The 19,543-nt window shown below is 72.6% G+C and carries 16 protein-coding genes and 1 tRNA gene; 7 read left to right on the forward strand and 10 right to left on the reverse strand.

All coding sequences use genetic code 11. The features are described from left to right. Positions 1-54: 54 nt before the first annotated feature. Positions 55-127, forward strand: a tRNA-Arg gene (locus tag AB0M99_RS03115). A 71-nt stretch (positions 128-198) separates the two neighbouring features. Here AB0M99_RS03115 and AB0M99_RS03120 read toward each other — a convergent pair. The 7 genes from AB0M99_RS03120 to AB0M99_RS03150 form a co-directional block, all read right to left on the reverse strand. Then, positions 199-1,449, reverse strand: a complete 1,251-nt coding sequence (locus tag AB0M99_RS03120) for an ATP-binding protein (RefSeq protein ID WP_365916872.1) — start codon at positions 1,447-1,449, stop codon at positions 199-201. Further along, on the reverse strand, positions 1,449-2,126 hold the full coding sequence (locus AB0M99_RS03125; RefSeq protein ID WP_365916873.1) for a hypothetical protein: 678 nt from the start codon (positions 2,124-2,126) through the stop codon (positions 1,449-1,451). Before AB0M99_RS03125 ends, AB0M99_RS03120 begins: the two co-directional genes overlap by 1 nt. A 5-nt stretch (positions 2,127-2,131) precedes the next feature. Beyond that, positions 2,132-2,794: a sortase gene (locus tag AB0M99_RS03130; RefSeq protein ID WP_365916874.1), complete on the reverse strand. Its 663-nt coding sequence runs from the start codon at positions 2,792-2,794 to the stop codon at positions 2,132-2,134. A gap of 226 nt (positions 2,795-3,020) precedes the next feature. After that, entirely contained in the window at positions 3,021-3,926 is a 906-nt protein-coding gene (locus tag AB0M99_RS03135) for a hypothetical protein (RefSeq protein ID WP_365916875.1), read from the reverse strand. A gap of 268 nt (positions 3,927-4,194) precedes the next feature. After that, complete coding sequence (locus tag AB0M99_RS03140) at positions 4,195-4,395, reverse strand: hypothetical protein (protein WP_365916876.1); 201 nt, start codon at positions 4,393-4,395, stop codon at positions 4,195-4,197. 96 nt (positions 4,396-4,491) lie between these two features. Next, positions 4,492-6,252, reverse strand: coding sequence for an MFS transporter (locus AB0M99_RS03145; protein ID WP_365916924.1), 1,761 nt, complete (start codon positions 6,250-6,252; stop codon positions 4,492-4,494). A 211-nt stretch (positions 6,253-6,463) separates the two neighbouring features. Beyond that, the gene (locus AB0M99_RS03150) at positions 6,464-8,995 is read right to left on the reverse strand and encodes a serine hydrolase (protein WP_365916877.1); all 2,532 of its coding nucleotides are present in this window, start codon (positions 8,993-8,995) and stop codon (positions 6,464-6,466) included. Between the two features lie 163 nt (positions 8,996-9,158). Between AB0M99_RS03150 and AB0M99_RS03155 the strand changes: the two genes are divergently transcribed. The 3 genes from AB0M99_RS03155 (at position 9,159) to AB0M99_RS03165 (ending at position 11,497) form a co-directional block, all read left to right on the forward strand. Then, positions 9,159-9,896 (forward strand): GPP34 family phosphoprotein, encoded by a 738-nt coding sequence (locus tag AB0M99_RS03155; RefSeq protein ID WP_365916878.1) that lies wholly within the window; start codon positions 9,159-9,161, stop codon positions 9,894-9,896. A gap of 295 nt (positions 9,897-10,191) precedes the next feature. Beyond that, complete coding sequence (locus tag AB0M99_RS03160) at positions 10,192-11,076, forward strand: helix-turn-helix transcriptional regulator (protein WP_365916879.1); 885 nt, start codon at positions 10,192-10,194, stop codon at positions 11,074-11,076. A gap of 208 nt (positions 11,077-11,284) precedes the next feature. Next, positions 11,285-11,497: a DUF397 domain-containing protein gene (locus tag AB0M99_RS03165; RefSeq protein WP_365916880.1), complete on the forward strand. Its 213-nt coding sequence runs from the start codon at positions 11,285-11,287 to the stop codon at positions 11,495-11,497. Positions 11,498-11,623: 126 nt separating this feature from the next. Here AB0M99_RS03165 and AB0M99_RS03170 read toward each other — a convergent pair whose 3' ends face one another. Continuing rightward, positions 11,624-12,475 (reverse strand): hypothetical protein, encoded by an 852-nt coding sequence (locus AB0M99_RS03170; protein WP_365916881.1) that lies wholly within the window; start codon positions 12,473-12,475, stop codon positions 11,624-11,626. 139 nt (positions 12,476-12,614) lie between these two features. Here AB0M99_RS03170 and AB0M99_RS03175 point away from each other — a divergent pair, with 139 nt between their 5' ends. Continuing rightward, complete coding sequence (locus tag AB0M99_RS03175) at positions 12,615-13,847, forward strand: PLP-dependent aminotransferase family protein (RefSeq protein ID WP_365916882.1); 1,233 nt, start codon at positions 12,615-12,617, stop codon at positions 13,845-13,847. A gap of 80 nt (positions 13,848-13,927) precedes the next feature. On the opposite strand, the gene AB0M99_RS03180 is transcribed toward AB0M99_RS03175, so the two are convergent. Next, a complete protein-coding gene (locus tag AB0M99_RS03180; RefSeq protein WP_365916883.1) occupies positions 13,928-14,527 on the reverse strand; it encodes a Uma2 family endonuclease in 600 nt (199 codons plus the stop codon). 46 nt (positions 14,528-14,573) lie between these two features. Next, positions 14,574-15,485: a helix-turn-helix domain-containing protein gene (locus tag AB0M99_RS03185; RefSeq protein ID WP_365916884.1), complete on the reverse strand. Its 912-nt coding sequence runs from the start codon at positions 15,483-15,485 to the stop codon at positions 14,574-14,576. A gap of 617 nt (positions 15,486-16,102) precedes the next feature. Here AB0M99_RS03185 and AB0M99_RS03190 point away from each other — a divergent pair. After that, complete coding sequence (locus tag AB0M99_RS03190; RefSeq protein ID WP_365916885.1) at positions 16,103-16,885, forward strand: SDR family oxidoreductase; 783 nt, start codon at positions 16,103-16,105, stop codon at positions 16,883-16,885. Positions 16,886-16,924: 39 nt separating this feature from the next. Next, positions 16,925-19,501, forward strand: coding sequence for a bifunctional FO biosynthesis protein CofGH (locus AB0M99_RS03195; RefSeq protein ID WP_365916886.1), 2,577 nt, complete (start codon positions 16,925-16,927; stop codon positions 19,499-19,501). Positions 19,502-19,543 lie beyond the last annotated feature (42 nt).

Consider the following 19,543-nt stretch of genomic DNA (forward strand, 5'->3'; position numbering starts at 1 on the left):
GCTACTCAGTACGTGGGAGACACGTCGGCTGACCAGCACGCTTGATGCGTGGTTGCCTTCGTAGCTCAGGGGATAGAGCACGGCTCTCCTAAAGCCGGTGTCGCAGGTTCGAATCCTGCCGAGGGCACAGTTGTCGCGGGCCGTGGGCCTCCGGACCGGGAACGGTCGGAGGGTCGCGGCCCGTTGGCGTTCGCGGCGTCAGGGGAGCGTGACGCGGGCCTCGGCGCCGCCCGTGGGCGGGTTGGTGAAGGTCAGGGTCGCGCCCAGGGCTTCCGCCTGGCCCGCGGCGATGGTCAGGCCGAGGCCGTGGCCCTTGTTCATGCCCTCCGTGCGGAAGCGCTGGGGGCCGGCGGTGCGGAGGTACTCCGGGTAGCCGGGGCCCGCGTCGGTCACCGTCACCGACCGGCCGTCCACCGTCACCGTGACCGGGGCCGCGCCGTGCTTGTGGGCGTTGGCGATGAGGTTGCCGAGGATCCGCTCCAGGCGGCGCCGGTCCGTCTCCACCCAGTGCGAAGAGACCACGACGAGCTCCGTCCCGGTGCCCGAGGCCCGGATCGTACGGGCCGCGAGGTCCGCCAGGTCGCAGGCGTCCAGGTCCACGCGCTCGCTGCGCGTGTCCAGCCGGGAGATCTCCAGCAGGTCCTCCGTCAGCGAGCGCATCGCCCTGACCCGGTCCCGGACGAGTTCGGCCGGGCGGCCCGGCGGGAGGAGTTCGGCCGCCGCGTTCAGGCCGGTCAGCGGGGTGCGCAGCTCGTGCGCCACGTCCGCCGTGAAGCGCTGCTCCGCTTCGAGCTTGCGCTGGAGGGAGACGGCCATCGTGTCCAGCGCCCGGGAGACCGCCGCGACCTCGTCCTTGGCCCGGACCGGGTCGTTCACCCGGGCGTCCAGGTCGCCCGCGGTGATCCGGCGGGCCACCTGCGCCGTCTGGTGCAGGCGCCGGGTGATGCGGGTGACGCCGAACGCGCCGATCAGGAGCGTCCCGCCGATGGCCAGTACCGAGGAGCCGAGGATGGCCCGGTCGAGGTCGGCGATGGTCCGCTCGCTGCCGGTGAAGTCCACCGCCGCGGCGATCACCCCGTCGTGGTCGGCCGGGGCTGCCGCCCACATCACGGAGCGGCCGTGGCGTTCCCCGACGGCCGTTCCGCGCTTGCCGCTCGCCGCCAGCCGGCGCAGTTCCCCGGGGAGGCCCTCGGGGTCGATCCCCTCGCCGCGCGGCATGCGCGCGCCGCTCTCGTACAGGGTGATGTTGCGGTCGAGCTTGCCGAGCGCCTTCTCGCGGGCCGTGCCGACGGTCTGGTGCGTCATGGCGCTGTGCACGAGGCCGCCGAGCAGCGCCGCGAGCCCGCAGCACATGAGCGTGATGAAGACCGCGGCCTTCCAGGTCAGGGTCGCGGTCCAGGCGGGCAGGCGCGGAGGCCGCAGGGGCTGCGGAGGCCGCGGGGGACGCATCAGCGGGGCTCCTCCGGGTTGCGGATGATCTCCATCAGCCGCTTCGACATGAACCCCTCGTCCGGGCGCCACGACCACACGTCCCGGCACTCCGTGCCGGACGTGCCGCTCAAGGACCGCACGATGAGGTCGTGTGCGGCCAGCTCGACGCCGATGACGCGCTGCGTGTCGTTCATGATCTGCCGGACGTGACCGTCCAGGTACGTGTACACGCGGATGTTGAGGTGGTGGTCGGCCCGTTCTATGCCGAGGATCAGTTCCTGGTGACCGTCCCCGGTCAGGTCACGGTAATGGGCCTCCCTCACGGAGCAGCCGCCGGGCTCCGCGTCGGCCGCGCACGCGTCCGGCGCCCGGCCCGGGGCCGCGTCCCCCGCCAGGTCCGCGGCCAGCACCTCGTGCGGCGGTACGTCGCGCAGCCCGCCCGGCGCCGGTACGCGGATCCCCGGCACGATGTGCGGGACCGCCCGGTGCGCCCCACGGGCCGGCAGGGGCGGGGCGGGCGGGCGCTCGGGCCACAGCCGGTCGGGGCCCTGGGCGCGCGGGGCCTGCTTGCCGTGGTCGGCGACCTGGACCCCGCCGTCCGCACCGGCGTCCGAGGCGCAGCCCGCGAGCGGCAGGGCCGCCACGGGCAGCGCGGCCAGGGCGGCGAGACGGCGGGCGGCGGGCTGGCGGGTCACGCCACTCATGCCACCAGGTCGGCGTAGAAGATGACGTTGTTCGTGCGGTGGCCGTCCTTCAGCTCACCGCCGCAGGTCAGCAGGCGCAGCTCGGAGCGGTCGGTGTCGCCGTAGACCTTGTCGGTCGGGAATTGGTTCTTGTCGACGTCCTCGATCTCGCGGATCTTGAACTTCGCCGTCTTCCCGTCCTCGCGCGGCACCTCGATGAGGTCGCCGAGCTTGATCTTCTTGACGTCCTTCATCAGCGCCGGGCCGTACTTGGTGTCGAAGTGCGCGACGAGTACGGCGACGCCCTTCTCGCCCGGGGTGACGCCCTCGGTCCACCAGCCGGGGTTGTTCGCGTCGGTGTCGGCGTTGGGCACGCCCAGCTCGCCGGAGGCGGCGTCCACCTTGAGGTCGACCATCTTCTTCGCGTCCACGCCCGCCGCGTCGATCTTCATCCCGGTCGGCTTCGACTTCGGCAGGGCCGCTCCGCTGTCCGGGGCGGGTGCGGAGGCCGTGCTGCCCACCTTGGGGTCCGGGGGCAGCTTCGTACCGCCGCCACCGCCGCCGCACGCGGCGAGGCCGCCGGAGACGGCGACCGCGAGGGCGGTCGTGGCCACGGCCCGGCGGGTGCGGCGCGTACGGGAGGGGGCGGGGCGGGGGGCGGCGGGGGCGGTGCGGGTCATGGCGTACTCCGGGCGGCGGGGCGGGGGCAGGACGGGGGTCCGGTGCGGGGCAGGACGGGGGTCCGGGACCGGCAGCGGGACGGGCCGGAGGCCGGAGGCCGGGCCGGGAACAGGCCGGGACCGGGCCCGCCGGGCGGACGCGGGGGTGCGGCGTCCGCCCGGCGGCCGGGAGGGTGGTCCCGGGAGGGTCGTTCCGGAGGGTCGTTCCGGGGCGAAGCGGAGGCGCTCAGCCCTCGGCGCGGTGGCGGCGCAGCATCGCGAAGCCGAGGCCCGCGGCGCCCGCCGCGGCCAGGCCGGCGCCGCCCGCGACGAGCAGCGTGCCGTCGCCGGAGCCGGGGGTCTCGACGCCCTCGGCACCGGCCTTCACGCCGCCCTTGGGGGTCACGGGCTTGGTGGGCTGGGCGGGCCTGGTACCCGTGGTGCCCTTGTCGGCGGCCGGGAAGTCGTAGTACTTGGTGCCCTCGCCTTCGAGCGTCACCTTGAGCTGCGGCTTGGCGCTGTCGGCCTTCACGATCTCGAACTTCTGGCCGTTGTTCTCGGCGCGCGGGTTCTTCTTCGTCAGGGTGGCCTGGACGGTGCCGGCCTTCGTGCCGTTCGCGGCGTCCTTGGGCCCGACCTTCAGTACGGCCTTGGGGCCGTCGGCGGCCGTGTTGGTCAGGTCGGCCATCGTGCCGCCGCCGACGTAGACGCCGGAGACCTTGGTCCCCTCGGGCTTCGGCTTCGGCTTCGCCGCGTCCTTCGTGGCGGTGACCTTGCCGTCCGCGGACAGGGTGAAGGTGTGCTCGCCGACCTTCTTGGAGTCCGGCTTGCCGAACGCCTTCAGGGTGGCCTTGACACCGCCCTTGCCCTGGTGGATCTCGGCCTCGTAGCCCTTGACGACGTACTCCTTCGTCGGGCCGTTGTTGACGTGCTTGAAGACCTTGGCGTACCAGCCGTCGCCCAGCTGCTGCGTGCCCGCGTCCTCCCGCTTGGTCTCCTCCGACGGGGAGGCGCTCGGCGTGGTCGGGGCGGAGGGAGTGGAGGGGGTGGAGGGGGTGGTCGGGGCGTCGGCCGCGAAGGCGTGGGCGGCCGGGAGTGCCAGTGCGGTGACGGCACCGGCGGCGACTGCGGCGGTACGGAAGGTGGCGCGCATGGATGGTTCCCCTCGGGTCGGCGTCGCCTGTGGTCTCGGTCCGGACTCACCACCCTTTTTGGGTGGTTTGCCCTGGCGACAACGACGACGTTACGAGGGTCATGTGTTGGTAATCCGTCGGCAATGTAACGGTTGTCCGGATGCTCCGCCACGAAGTCATCAAGGGACCGAAGCCCTGCCGAAGCCCCTCCGAAGCTGCTCGCGGACGCGCGAAAGCCCTCCCGGCCTGAGCCGGAAGGGCCGCGTCACGGAGTGGGTTCGGCCGGCGTCAGCTCAGGCCCCTGCTGCGCTCGCCGATGCGGTCGCCCTGCGGAGTGCCGGCCCGCTTGAGGGCCGCCTTGGTGTGCGCTCCGCCCTTGATCTTGCTCCGCACCAGGCCGTCGAAGCCGTGGCCGGGGGGACGCGGCGGCCGGTCCGGCTCCATGGCCTGGCGGGCCGGCCGGAGATCCTGCTTCTGCTCTTTGCTCATCCCGTCGTCAACTCCCTCGGGAAGCACCCAATCGGACTACTGGGATCGTATGCAGATATGCGGACCAATGCACCCGGACCGGAGCATCAATATCTATTACGGGCGCGACGGATTCGAGCGCTGGGGCGACCCCAGCGCCTCGTACACCAGTTCCCCGGGACACGGCGTCCCCCGCGGGAGCTGGTACTTCGCCGCAACCCGGTACTCCCCCGGCACCGGCGCCAGCAGCTCCGTCCACGCGTCCCCGGTCTCGTCCAGCGGCGCCTTGAACAGGCACCCGGCCGTGTTCTCGTACTCCTTCGCCGCCCCGGACGGGCGGCTGCCCCGCGCCTTCGAGGCGGCGCTCTCCTGCGGCGGCTCCACCGGCTTGCCCGCCGGGTCCACCAGCCCCAGCCACGGCGAGTGCGGGATCCGCACCAGCACCCGCCCGGGCTCCCGCACCTGGATGACGAGCTGGTCGGCGCTCGCCCGCACCACGCTCGCCGGCCCCGCCACCAGATCCGTCGGGTCCAGCACCTTGAAGAGCTGCCAGTTCGAGTCGCCCCACACCTGCTGGAGGTACGGGAGCCCCTCGCGCACCAGCTTCGCCTCGTCCTCTCCGCCCGAATCGGGTTTGTCGGCGGGCAGCACCACGTAGTGCACGGCCCAGCGCTCCAGCCACGCCCGGTAGCTGTCTGCGGTGAGGGTGTCGTCGTAGAAGAGCGGGTTGCGCTCCAGGTCGGCCTGCCGGTTCCAGCCGCGCGCGAGGTTCACGTACGCCGGGAAGGCCGAGGACTCGCGGTGGCTGCTGGCCGGCACCACCTCGACGCGGCCGCGGTCGGCGCCCGCCTTCTGCAGCCGGTCGACGAGCGGGGCCAGCTCCCGGCTCCAGGCGGCCATCGGGGTGGTGCGGACGATGTCGGTGACGCTGTTGACGGTGATCCACGTCGTCAGCCCGGCGACGGCGAGCAGCACCGCGTACCACTGCCGCGAGCGCCGCCGCGCGTACGGGAGCGCCGCGAGCAGCACCGCCCCGCCGAACAGCATGGCCAGCCGGGTGACGTTCGAGCCGACCTGGGAGTCGATCGCCCAGGCCAGGGCCACGCCCAGGGCGTAGACCCCGGACGCGATCCGGACCGTAGTCCAGCCCTTCGGTACGAGGAACAGCACCGCGAGCGCGAAGACGAACGGCAGACACGCCGAGCCCAGCTTCAGCGGCTGCGTACCGGAGAACGGGAACAGCCAGGCCGAAAGCCCGACCACCGCCACCGGGGCCAGCCCCAGCGCGTACGCCCCCGGGCGCCGCCGGCTCAGGAACAGCGCGGCCGCGACCACCCCGAGGAAGAGCCCGGCGACCGGGCTGGAGGCGGTGGCCAGCCCCGCGAGCGGAGCCGCCACGGCCGCCTTGGCCCACCGCCGCTCGGCCCATTTGCGGGGCCAGCAGAACACGGCCGCGACGGCCGCGAGCGCGAACATCACGCCCAGCCCGAAGGTGACCCGGCCCGACAGCGCGTTGCACAGCAGCCCGTACACCCCGGCCAGCGCGGGCCACAGCGGCTCGCGCACGGCGCCGCGGCAGCGGGTCAGGATCAGCGCGAGCAGCCCGGCCGAGACCGTGCCGGCGACCATCATCGTGGTCCGGACGCCGAGGATGTGCATGAGGTACGGCGAGACCACGCTGTACGAGACGGGGTGCATGCCCCCGTACCAGGCCAGGTTGTACGCCGAGTCGGGGTGCCGGCCGACGAACTCGGCCCAGGCGTCCTGCGCGGCGAGGTCGCCGCCGCTGTTGGCGAAGGTGAAGAACCAGACGACGTGCAGCACGGCCGCCAGGCCGGTCGCCACCCCCACCGGGTGCCGGCGGGCCCGGTCGAGCACGCGCCGCGCCGGTCCGCGCCGTATGCCGCCGGGCTCGTCGCCGTCGCCGGACGGCCCGCCGACGACGGCCGGCGAGCTCAGCTCACGTTCCTGCTGTTGCCCAGCGGTGGTCACAACCGACGCACTTCCCAACACGATGAGTACCCGATGTCAAGACGCGCCCCGGCGCCCCGGGGTTGCCCCGGGGCGCCGGACGCGCTCGCACCTGTGGTCAGCCGACCCGGGTCAGCTTGCTGCCGAGGGTGGGCGCGGCGAGGTCGTTCTGCAGCGCCACCGGAACCTTCACCTGGCTGGCGCCCTCTCCGACGGTCAGCACGCCGACCTCGGTACCGGCCTTGGCGGTCTGCGGCAGCTTGCCGCCGCCGTCACTCAGCTTGACCGCGGCGGTGAGCGAGGGCCAGCCGACGGCCTCGACATCGGCGGTGGCCACGACCGGGGTGCGGCCGCCGAGGCCGTCGTCCACGTAGCCGACGGGCTCGCCCTTCTTGACGACGACCGCGTTCGTCAGCGCCTGCTGCGTGGCCAGCATGACCTGCTTGCTGGCGGCGATGGCGGTGCCGAGGATGGGCACGCCGTGCTGGCCGAGGACGGCGCCGACGATCAGCTGGTTGGTCTTGCCGACCTTCTTCTCGGCGGCGAAGAGCAGGTTGCCGCCGGCCTTGGTGGTGGAGCCGGTCTTGATGCCGACCGCGCCGTTGAAGGGGACGAGGTCGTTGTAGTTGCGGTGCAGCTTGCCGGACGGGTCGGTCCAGTTCGGCAGCTTGGTGATCGCGACCAGCTCCGGCATCTCGACGACCTTGAGGCCGAGCTTGACCTGGTCCTCCGCGGTGCTGACCGTGGTCGCGTCCAGGCCCGAGGGGTCCGTGTACGTGGTGTTGGCCATGCCGAGGCTCTTGGCGGTGTCGTTCATCTTCTTGACGAACGCCTCCTGACCGCCGTCCCAGCGCGCGAGCAGCCGCGCGACGTTGTTGGCGGACGGGATCATGATCGCGGCGAGGGCGTCGTACTGGGAGAGCTTGTCGCCCTCCTTCAGCGTGTCGACGGTCGACTCGCCCTCGGTGTTCTTCCTGCCGTCTTCGACCGCGGTCCTGTCCACGTCGATGAGCTGGCCCTTTTCCCCCTTCTTGAGAGGGAAGTCCTTGAGGATGACGTAGGCCGTCATGACCTTCGCGACGCTGCCGATCGCGATGGGCTTCTGCTCGCCGAAGGTGCCGACGGTGCCGAGGCCGGACGCCGCCATGAAGGCCTGGCCCTCCTTGGGCCAGGGCAGTACGGGGGCGCTGCCCTGGAAGGCGTACGAGGTGTTCGCGGTCATCTTGAGCTTCGGCTCGGGCATGGGGCGCACGAGCTGTACGACGGCCAGGACGATCGCGAGGAGCGCGACGATCGGGGCGTAGATCTTGAACCGCCGCACGGTGGTGCGCAGTGCGCTCGGCGGCGGGGGCGGGTTGTTGGTGAGGTCCGCCAGCATGTCCAGCGGCGGCTTGGGCGGCAGCGGCTGCTGGGTGGTCCGCTCGGGGTTCTCGGCCGGGGCCGGCGTGGGCGCCGGCGCCGGTACGGGGGTCGGGGCCGGGGCCGGGGCCGCGGTCGGCGCGGCGGCGTCGGCGTCGTCGGTCCGCAGCGGTACGAAGGTGCTGGCCTTCGGCGGCTTGACGGCCCGGAACACGGCGGTGCGCTCGCTGTCCGCGGGCTCGTCCGCGGGGGCCGCGGGGGCCGCGGGCGGCCGCGAAGCGGAACCCGGCTTGACCGCCCGGAACACGGCGGTGCGCTCGCTGTCCGCGGGCTCGCCGGCGGCGTCGGGCTTGCCTTCGGCGGGCGCCGAAGCGGAACCGGGCTTGATGGCCCGGAACACAGCGGTGCGCTCGCTGTCCGCGGGCTCATCGGCGGCCGGAACCTGCGGCTTGTCCGTGACGGGAGCCGTGACCCGGAACGCAGCCGTACGCTCACTGTCCGCGGCGGGCGTCAAACCGGAACCGGGCTTGACGACCCGGAACACAGCGGTGCGCTCACTGTCCGCGGCCTCCCCGGCCCCGACGCGCGGGGACTCGGGGCGAGCCGGAGCGGAACCCGAATCGGAGGCCTGCACCGGGGCGGGGGTCTGGGTCCGGGGCTGGTCCGCGGCAGCGGCCGGGGCCACCGCACGGAACACGGCCGTGCGCTCGCTGTCCGCGGGCTCACCGGCGGCCGGGGTCGACGCCGACGCCTCGGAAGCTCGGGACGCCGCAGGCTCATCGGCAGCCCGGGCCACCGCGGGCTTCTCGGCGGCCGGGGCCACCGCCGCCTCGGCGGCCGGGGTCGGCGCCGCAGCTTCGGTGGCCCGGGGCGCCGCAGGCTTCGCGGCAGCCGGGGAGGCCGGGGCGGCCGCGGGCTTCTCGGCGGCGCGGGCCTCGGGCGCGGCGGCGGTCGGCTCCGCCGCGGGCGCGGCGGCGGCCGGAGCCGCGGCGGAGTCCCCGGCCTCCCCGGAGGGGGACGGCTCGGCGGAGTCCGGGTCCTCCCCGGAGGGGGACGGCTCGGCGGAGTCCGGGTCCTCCCCGGAGGGGGGCGGCTCGGCCGTGGCGACCCACGCCGCCACCGCGTCCCGGAGGGGGTCCCGGTCGCCGACGGGCGACTCCGGCTCCCTCGGGCGGAGGACCGACAGCCTCGGGTCACGCTCCTCGGAGGACTCCGCCGCCCCCGACGCTCCTTCATCAACCGACTTGTCGGGGGACTCGCCCGCCACCAGTTCCTCCTCGATCGCCACCACGTCCGGCTGTCCGAATGTCTAACAGTGTCCCGTCTAGGGGGCATCGCCCCCGTGACAGACGAGAACGACATAGCTTCCAGTTCCACCACAAAGCGGGCACGCGCTCTCGACAGATGAATGTGAGAGGCGTCACCCTGTCACTCATCCACGCGGGGAGGCATGGATGGGCAGGAGCCGCAGAACAATTCCGGAGGAGCTTCTGCTGCTCGCCTTGGACCCGGCCACGGGTACCACGGCGCAGCCGCAGTCGCTCGACCTCGGCCTGGCCGGGGCACAGCTAGTGGAGCTGGCTCTGGCAGGACGGATAGCCCCTGACGGGGATCGTATCGCCGTGGTGATGCCACGGCCGACAGGAGATCCGACGCTGGACTCCGCACTGGAACTGCTGCGCAGGCGCGGCAGCCCGGTTCGGGCCGTCCACTGGATCGGCGGACCCCGGCTGGGGCTCCGTCAGATTTACCTCGCTCACCTGGAGCGCTGCGGCATGGTCCACGCCGTCGCGGGACAGATGTGCGGGGTGCTGCCGACGACTCGCTACCAGGCGACCGACACGGCGATCAGCCGGGAGATCCGTGCCCGGCTGGACAGTGCGATCCGCACCGGCGTACCGCCGGACCCGCGGACCGCGGCGCTCGCCGCACTGGCCCACGCGGTCGGACTCGGCAAGCACCTGTACCCCGGCAATGAGGGGCGGTCGTCCAGATCCCGGCTGCGGGACCTGATTCGACACGACCCCATGGGCGGTCTCGTGGCGCACGCCGTCATGGACGTCCAGAACGGTGTGGCCGCACAGCCACGCCGTGACCGCGCACCGGCCCAGCCCGCTGCCCGGGCCACGGCGGGCGGAGTTCCGATGCAGCCGCGCCGGACGGGTGCGATGGCCCGTGTGGCCGCGCACTGACCTGCGGGTTACCCCTACCCGTAGAACAGCAGTACCGGCACCGGCAGCACACGTACACGTACACGTACACAAAGCACCGCAGATCCACAGCAAGGCCACCACCGCAACCGGGGTCCCCCAAGACCCGGTTCCGGAGCCGCCAGCGCGCGGGGTGGCGAGGCCGGTCCGCCGGCCCCGCCACCCCGCGCGTCTGTTTTCCCGGCTTTACCGGCGGCGCCGCACGCTTCGGTGGCAATCTGCTCATCACCACGCACGCAGAGAGACAGAGACACAAGAAGGCGGAGGTGCCGTTCACGTGGCGTCCAATGTCAATCCCACCGTCCGACGCCGCCGACTGGGCATGGAGTTGCGCAAGCTGCGCGAGGACAAGGGCATGACGGCCGAGCAGGTGGCCGAGCGCCTCCTCGTATCCCAGTCGAAGATCAGCCGGCTGGAGAACGGCCGGCGCTCCATCAGCCAGCGCGACGTCCGCGACCTGTGCGACGTCTACGAGGTCGAGGACCGGCGGCTCGTCGACTCGCTCATGCAGATGGCCAAGGACTCCCGCCAGCAGGGCTGGTGGCACGCCTTCGGCGACATCCCGTACAGCGTCTACATCGGGCTGGAGACGGATGCCGCCAGCCTGCGCACGTACGAACCCCAGATGGTCCCCGGCCTGCTCCAGACCCCGGAGTACGCCCAGGCCCTCATCCGCGGCGCGCTGCCCGAGACGGCTCCGGCCGATGTCGACAAACGCGTCCAGGTCCGGATGCACCGCCAGAAACGGCTCTCCGAGACCGAGAACAACAACCCCGACGTCGGACCGCTGCGCCTGTGGGCGGTCATCGACGAGGCGGCGCTGCGCCGGCACGTGGGCGATCCCCAGCTGATGATCCGGCAGTTGGAGTACTTGATAGAGCGTTCCGAGGAGCCGTACATCACCGTGCAGGTGATGCCCTTCTCGATGGGCGCGCATCCGGGCGTGAACGGCCAGTACGCGATTCTGGAATTCCCGGACGCCTCGGACTCGACCGTCGTCTACATCGAGGGCGTGACGAGCGATTTGTACCTGGAGAAGGCCAACGACGTTCAGAAGTACAGCGTGATGTACGAGCACCTGCGCGCCCAGGCCCTCAATGTCGAGCAGACACGGCAGTTCATCGGCGAGATCATCGACCACTATGCGGGCAAGGGGAAGTAAAACCGTAGGAAACGGTGCAGGTGGCGAGGGGGGCCCGTACGGTACACCGTCACTCCCCGGCCACAGAAGGCCTGAATGGAATATGCCACTCGGTCGGGTGAATGACCCCTTCACCCGTCGGGCCGTGCCGGTAGCGTCGATCACGTCAGCCAGGAAAGCCGAAATGGCTGACACACCACCGGCACTACTCGTTGAACCGGAGAGAAAAATGGCTATTCGTCAGGGCGCCACGGAAAACTGGACCAAGTCCTCCTACTCCGGCGGAAACGGCGCCTGCGTCGAGGTCAAGTCCCCCGTCATGGAGGCCATCGCGGTCCGCGACTCGAAGGTGCAGGACGGCCCGTCCATCACCTTCGCGCCCGGCTCGTGGACCTCGTTCGTCGCGGACGTCACCGAGGGCCGGCTGGGACGCCTGGTCTGAACGTCACGGCGCACGAACGCGAAACAACCGCCTCCGCACCACCGCATGGAGCCCTCTCGACCGGTTCGCCGTCTTGGCCGAGAGGGCTCGGCCCTGTCCGGTGACCGGCCCGGATCCGCCTAGCGCCTAGCGGAGCTGGTCGACGTACCGGTCCGTTCCCGGCACCGTCGGGATGAACGGCGCCACCAGCTCCACCCGCCCGAGCCCCGACTCCGCGACCTCGGTGTCCAGCCCCTGGAACCGGTCCCAGCAGGTCCGCGGGTCGGCCTCCAGGAACCACAGGAGCGTGAGGCGGGTATCGACCCCCTCGACCTGCTTCACGTACGTCATCCTGTCCCCGGGCAGCGGCGTGGGCCGGAACAGCGTGACCATCGCCGCCGGGGAGCCCTGGAGCCGCTTCGGCAGGGCCCGCGAGCGCAGCCACTCCAGCAGTTCGGCCCGCTGCTCGGGCCCGTCGGCGTCGATGACCTGGACCACCAGGCCGGCGTACGGGTGGTCCAGGGCGTGGAAGTCCCGGGGGCCGGCCGCCCCGTCGCGGTAGACCGTGGCGGCGTGGTCCTGGAAGGCCGTGAAGACGTGGGTACGGTCCTGGTAGACCCGGCCGTCGCGGTTGAGGCGCTTGTTGATGCCGACGGTCCACTTCATGTGCTCGTCGTAGCGGCCCTCGGTGACCCAGTACGTCGATATGTAGCACCCCGCGGTCACGGGCTGGGCGACGGCCGACTTCTCGGGGTAGCGCAGCTCCTGGAGCTCACGGGTGGCCACCCAGCGGCGGCCGGCGTACATCCAGGGCATGGCCATGGCACCGGCGTAGTAGTGATCGTCCTCGTACCAGCGGTTGTACGCGTACTCGTGGCCCGGGTGGGGTTCGACCATGGTGATCAGCGCATGGCCGGGGCGGACGCCGTAGGGGCCGACGGAGGCGAGTGCGGCGTAGTCGTCGACGCGGGTGTCTTCATCTCCAGGTTTCGATGTCATGGGAACGGTGTAGCTGATGCTGCGTCAGACCAACAGAGTGCGGGAGCGGTTGGGGGCGAGGCTCACGATGTGACACATAGGTGCTGTCTACACGCTTCCGTGGTTAGGATGCGCGCACCCACCTCCCGAAGGAGCTCCCGTGCCCGCGATATCCGCCACCGCCACCGCCGTGACGCCGCCGCCCGCCTTCGCCGCCCGCGCCGCCTCGGTGGGGGGCTCCGCCGTACGCGAGATCCTCGCCCTCACCGAACGCCCCGGGGTCATCTCCTTCGCCGGCGGCCTCCCCGCGCCCGAACTCTTCGACACCGCGGGCCTGCGGGCCGCGTACGACGCCGCCTTCACCGCCTCCGCGCGGCGGGCCCTGCAGTACTCGACCACCGAGGGGCTCCCGGAGCTGCGCGCGGCCGTCGCGGACCGGACGGCGGCCCGGGGGCTGCCGACGGCGCCGGACGACGTACTGATCACCACCGGCTCCCAGCAGGGCCTCACGCTCCTCACCGGCGCCCTGGTCGAACCCGGTGACGTGGTCCTGGTCGAGAACCCCACCTACCTGGCGGCGCTGCAGTGCTTCGGCCTCGCGGGCGCGCGGGTGGTCCCGGTGCCGTGCGACGGGGAGGGCATCCTCCCGGACGCGCTGGCGGAGATCGTCGCCCGGGAGCGGCCCAAGCTGCTCTACACCGTCCCCAACTTCCAGAACCCGACGGGGCGCACCCTGCCGGGATCCCGCCGGGCGGCGGTCGCGGAGATCGCGGCGCGACTCGGGCTGTGGCTCGTGGAGGACGACCCGTACGGGGACCTGCGCTACGAGGGAGCCCACATCCCCTGGCTCGCCGCGCATCCGGGAGCGGAGGACCGTACGGTGCTGCTCGGGAGCTTCTCCAAGGTCATGGCACCGGGGCTGCGGCTGGGCTGGCTCCGCGCCCCGGCCGCGCTGCGCCGGGCGGCGGTCGTCGCGAAGCAGGCGGCCGACCTGCACACCTCGACGGTGGACCAGTTGGCCGCCGCCCACTACCTGGCCGAGGCGGACCTGGCCGCGCACCTCGCCACCGTCCGCGCCGCCTACCGGGCCCGCCGCGACGCCCTGCTGGCGGGGCTGGCGGAAGCACTCCCGGCGGGCTCCACCTGGAACCGCCCGGAGGGCGGCATGTTCGTGTGGGCCCGCCTGCCGGAGGGCCACGACGCGGCCCGCCTGCTCACGGCGGCCATCGCGCGGGACGTGGCGTTCGTTCCCGGTGCGCCCTTCTACACGGGCACCCCGGACCCGCGCACCCTGCGGCTGTCCTTCACCACGCACACCCCGGCCGAGATCGCGCAGGGCCTGGCCCGCCTGGCCGGGGCGGCCGTGGCCGCTGCGCCGCGGGAGCGCCCGTAGGCCGGCCGGGTGCCCCTGCGCAGCCTGCACGACCGGTCCGCCCTCGCCGAACCGCGGCCGGCGTCCGACACGGCGCTCGGCTAGGACTCCGCTTCGGTGTAGCGGGGGAGGCCCTCGGTCGGGATGGTCCAGTCGGCGATGGTGACGTCCTCGCCGTAGACGAAGTCCTTGCGGGTCGCGTAGCGCGGCCCGTCGGGCGTCCGGTGGATGTCGGACATCACGGCCCCCGTGCCGGTGCGCGGGTCGAAGACGGCGTAGACGGGGATGCCGAGGAGCGGGTAGTCCCGCATTTTGCCGATCCAGTCGTTGTCGGGGTTGGAGCGGGAGACGACCTCGACGGCGGCGATGATCGTGCGGGGGTCGAAGGCGCCGTCCCCCTCCATGTCCTCGAACGCGATCACCATGATGTCGGGGTGCCGCTTGATGCCCTCGGGCTCGTCCTCGACGTCGGGCGTTCCCGTGTGCGCCAGCAGCTCGTCCGGCATGGCCTTTTCCATGCGGCGGCTGACGAGGGCGGTCGTCAGCTCATGGGGACGGCCCGGGGACATCATGTCGTGGACGATCCCTTCCTTGGTGATCTCGAACTTGCCGGGCACGGTGTCGTCCAGGGATTCCAGGGCCGCGCGCATCGCCCTGTACTGGGACGACGCCGAGCGTGCTGTGCCGGGGGCGACGGTCATGGTGGCTCCTCGTGTGTGCCCTGGGGGCCGAGTCATCACCTTCATGCTAGGCAGCCTTTCGTCCGTTGGCCGTACAGCGGTCGCAGCGGCCGCCGCGGGTCGGGGCGCGGAAGGCGCGTTCGCAGCCGTCGCAGTTCTGGAGGGGGTGTACGAAACGGTCGGGAGGCGGCGGGCCGCCGGGCGCCGTGGTGCGCGGCGGCAGTGGGGGCGGCAGCGAGGCGCGCAGCCGGTAGGCGATCAGTCCGGCGGGGTTGCGCAGGTCGGACGGTACGTCCGCGGTGAGGGCCCGTCGTACGGCCTCGGGGGCGGCCCCGCGTTCCAGCCACTCCACGACTCCGGGCACGAGCCGCTCGATGTCCCGCTCGGAGAGCAGCAGGCGCGGGTCGCGGTTCCGCAGCCCGGCCAGCAGCCGCGCCGCCTCCTGCCGGGCTCCGGGCGCGGTCGCAGGCCCCGCCTCGGCCTCACGTACGCGCTCCGGCGCGGGCGGCCCGGAGGCCGGTGCGGCACCCGCCGGTTGCGGATCCGGCCACGCTGCCGACTGCGGCGTCTCCGGGACGGGGGCACGCACGGGCCCCCGGCCGGGGGCGGGGTCGGGGTCCGGGTCCGGGTCCGGGTCGGGGTCGGGGTCCGGAGCGGGGGCGGGGGCGGGGCCCGGGTCCGGAGCGGGGCCCGGAGCGGGGTCCGGGTCCAGGTCCGGCGGGGTGTCGGACAGCGGGAGGTTGTACGACACGGTGCGGGTGACGACCTTGCCCTCGGGCGTCCGCTGGCGCGTGCGGCACAGGAAGCCGGCCGCCTCCAGCTCCCGCAGGGCGCGCCCGATGCGGTGCTCGGTCTCGGGGAAGCGGTCGGCCAGGGCCCGGATGCTCACCCGGGTGCCCTCGGGCAGCGACTGGATGTACGCGGCGGTACCGATCGCGAGGAGCGACAACTGCCCGTGCTGGACGAGGCGGTTGCTCACGACGGTGAAGTTCCCCGTGAGGGGGACGTTCGCGTGCTGGACGCCGGAAACGCCACCGGATCGGGGGGTTCCGCGCGTAGGACGGGGCGCCGCGGCCATGACGCGGCTAAGCTTCTGGAAAGCCATGTGGAAGGTTCTGCTTCCTAGTGGATCAGGCCCTCGGCCGGGATTGCCGTCCCGCCGGGGGCCGTCTTCGTGTCTGGAGTTGTCGCGGCGAGCATATGCCAGCCAACCCCACACGAATCCAGTCGAGTTGGGAAGATTCACCCGACCGAGCGATTGCGGTCGAACGGGGAGGCTGGAGGGGTTCGGTCTGGTTCTTTCCCCGGTTCTTTGGTCTTTGGCCACCGGCCCGACCGCCCCTTCCGCCACCGACGCGCACTTTCACAGGATCCGGTCCGAACAGGGCGGTTGCGCCACCCGGATGGCGGCGAAACGATCCGCTGCGGGCCGCCGCGCACGCGCCGGAGCCGCCCTGGAACTCCGCCCCGCCGACTTCACCGCCGGCCGCGTCCGGAACCATCCGACGCGGCCCCGGTCCACCCCTTCCCTCCGCGGCGCCCCGCCCTTAACCTGACGCACCGTCATCTACACGCCCGGCGCCGGGAGGCACGCGCATGCTGCTGCAAGGGAAGACCGTCATCGTCTCCGGCGTCGGGGCCGGGCTCGGGCATCAGGTGGCCGCCGCCGTGGTGCGGGACGGAGGGAACGCCGTGCTCGGGGCCCGGACCGAGGCGAACCTCGCCAAGTCCGCCGCGGAGATCGACCCCGACGGCACCCACACCGCGTACCGCCCGACCGACGTCACCGACGAGACGCAGTGCGAGGCCCTCGCCGCCCTCGCCCAGGAGCGGTTCGGCGGGATCGACGCCGTCGTGCACGTCGCCGCCTGGGACTCCTACTTCGGCGGGCTCCAGGACGCCGACTTCGGCACCTGGCAGCAGATCCTGGACGTCAACCTGCTCGGGACGCTGCGGATGACCCGCGCCTGCCTCCCCGCACTCAAGGAGGGCGGCGGCTCCGTCGTCATCATCGGGACGCAGTCCGCCGTCGCCGCGCCCAACGAGGTCCAGCAGGCCGCGTACGCCGCCTCCAAGGGGGCCCTGACCTCCGCCATGTACTCCATGGCCCGCGAGCTCGGCCCCGACCGGATCCGGGTCAACACCGTGCTGCCCGGCTGGATGTGGGGCCCGCCCGTGCAGGCCTTCGTCACCTTCACCGCGCACACCGAAGCCGTCCCCGAGGCCGAGGTGCACGCCCGCCTCACCGAGCGGATGGCGCTGCCGGACCTGGCCACCGACGGGGACGTCGCCGACGCCGCCGTGTTCCTCGCCTCCGACCGGGCACGGGCGATAACCGGCCAGTCGCTGCTGGTCAACGCCGGTGAGCTGATGCGATGACCCACCACGGCCCCTACCGTCTGATCGTATGCTCGGCCCATGACCACTCCGAGTGACGCTCCGACCGACAACGCGATGCGCCGCGCGCTCAAGCGCGCACGCGACGGCGTCGCGCTCGACGCGACAGAGGCGGCCGTCCTGCTCCAGGCACGCGGCGATGCCCTGAGGGACCTCGCCGCGTCCGCCGCCCGCGTGCGGGACTCCGGCCTCCAGGCCGCGGGCAGGCCCGGCGTCATCACGTACTCGCGCAAGGTCTTCATCCCCCTCACCCGCCTGTGCCGCGACAAGTGCCACTACTGCACCTTCGTCACCGTGCCCGGCAAGCTGCGCCGCGCCGGGCACGGGATGTACCTGTCGCCCGACGAGGTCCTCGGCATCGCCCGCGAAGGCGCAGCCATGGGCTGCAAGGAGGCGCTGTTCACCCTCGGGGACCGCCCCGAGGAGCGCTGGCCGGAGGCCCGCGAGTGGCTCGACGCGCACGGCTACGACGACACCCTCGCCTACGTGCGCGCCATGGCCATCCGCGTCCTGGAGGAGACCGGCCTCCTCCCCCACCTCAATCCCGGCGTCATGAGCTGGTCCGACCTCCAGCGCCTCAAGCCCGTCGCCCCGTCGATGGGCATGATGCTGGAGACCACCGCCACCCGGCTGTGGTCAGAGCCCGGCGGCCCGCACCACGGCTCCCCCGACAAGGACCCGGCCGTGCGGCTGCGCGTCCTGGAAGACGCGGGCCGCTCCAACGTCCCCTTCACCACCGGGGTCCTGATCGGCATCGGCGAGACGTACGAGGAGCGCGCGGACGCCTTCTTCGAGCTCCGCCGGATCCAGCGCAGCTACCACGGCATCCAGGAAGTCATCGTCCAGAACTTCCGGGCCAAGCCCGACACGGCGATGCGCGCCATGCCCGACGCGGAGTTGGAGGAGCTGGCCGCGGCCATCGCGGTGGCCCGCCACATCCTCGGCCCCGCCGCCCGCATCCAGGCCCCGCCGAACCTGGTGGACGCCGAGTACGCGTTGATCGTCGGCGCAGGCATCGACGACTGGGGCGGGGTCTCGCCGCTCACCCCCGACCACGTGAACCCCGAGCGCCCCTGGCCGCACATCGAGGAACTGGCGGCGCGCACCGCCGCGGCCGGCTTCGAGCTGCGCGAACGCCTCACCATCTACCCCGAGTTCATCCAGCGCGGCGAGCCCTGGCTGGACCCCCGGCTGCTCCCGCACGTGCGCGCGCTCGCCGACCCCGGGACGGGGCTCGCGAACGAGGGCGCGACGGTCGAGGGGCACCCCTGGCAGGAGCCCGACGAGGGCTTCGCCTCCTTCGGGCGCACCGACCTGCACACCTCCATCGACACCGAGGGCCGCAGCGGGGACCGGCGCGCGGACTTCGACCACGTCTACGGCGACTGGGAGGCCCTGCGGGAGGCGGCCGCCCCCGGGATGGTGCCGCAGCGCATCGACACCGACGTACGGGCAGCCCTCGCCCAGGCCGCGGACGACCCGACGAAGCTCACCGACGACCAGGCCCTCGCGCTGTTGCACGCGGACGGTCCGGCGCTGGACGCGCTGTGCCGGATCGCGGACGACCTGCGCAGGTCGGTCGTCGGGGACGACGTGACGTACGTCGTCACCCGCAACATCAACTTCACCAACGTCTGTTACACCGGCTGCCGCTTCTGCGCGTTCGCGCAGCGCCGCACCGACGCGGACGCGTACACGCTCTCCCTGGACCAGGTCGCCGACCGTGCGGCCCAGGCCTGGGACGTGGGCGCGGTCGAGGTGTGCATGCAGGGCGGCATCCACCCGGACCTGCCGGGGACGGCGTACTTCGACATCGCGCGGGCGGTGAAGAAGCGGGTGCCCGGCATGCACGTGCACGCCTTCTCGCCGATGGAGGTCGTCAACGGCGCGACCCGCACGGGGATGTCCGTACGGGACTGGCTGACGGCGGCCAAGGAGGCCGGGCTGGACTCCATCCCGGGTACGGCGGCGGAGATCCTGGACGACGAGGTCCGCTGGGTCCTGACCAAGGGCAAGCTGCCGACGGCGGACTGGATCGACGTCATCACGACGGCGCACGAGCTCGGGATCCGCTCCTCCTCGACCATGATGTACGGGCACGTGGACCAGCCGCGGCACTGGCTCGGCCACTTCCGCACGCTGGCCCGGATCCAGCAGCAGACGGGCGGTTTCACGGAGTTCGTGACGCTCCCGTTCATCCACACGAACGCGCCGGTGTACCTGGCGGGCATCGCCCGGCCGGGCCCGACGGTGCGCGACAACCGGGCGGTGATGGCGATGGCGCGGATCCTGCTGCACCCGCACATCACCAACATCCAGACGAGCTGGGTGAAGCTGGGTACCGAGGGCGCGGCCGAGATGCTGCGTTCGGGGGCGAACGACCTGGGCGGCACGCTGATGGAGGAGACCATCTCCCGGATGGCGGGGTCCGGTTACGGCTCGTACAAGTCGGTACGGGACCTGGTCGCGATCGCCGAGGCGGCGGGCCGGCCCGCGAAGCCCCGTACGACGCTGTACGGGGAGGTGCCCGAGGAGCGGCAGCGGGCGGCGGCCGCGTCGGACGGGCACCTGCCGGAACTGCTTCCCGTACTGGACTGACGGCGACGGGGCGGGCCGGGCCGGTTCCGGCCCGCCCCGCCC

The organism is Streptomyces sp. NPDC051183 (assembly GCF_040682455.1).
GTDB lineage: Bacteria > Actinomycetota > Actinomycetes > Streptomycetales > Streptomycetaceae > Streptomyces.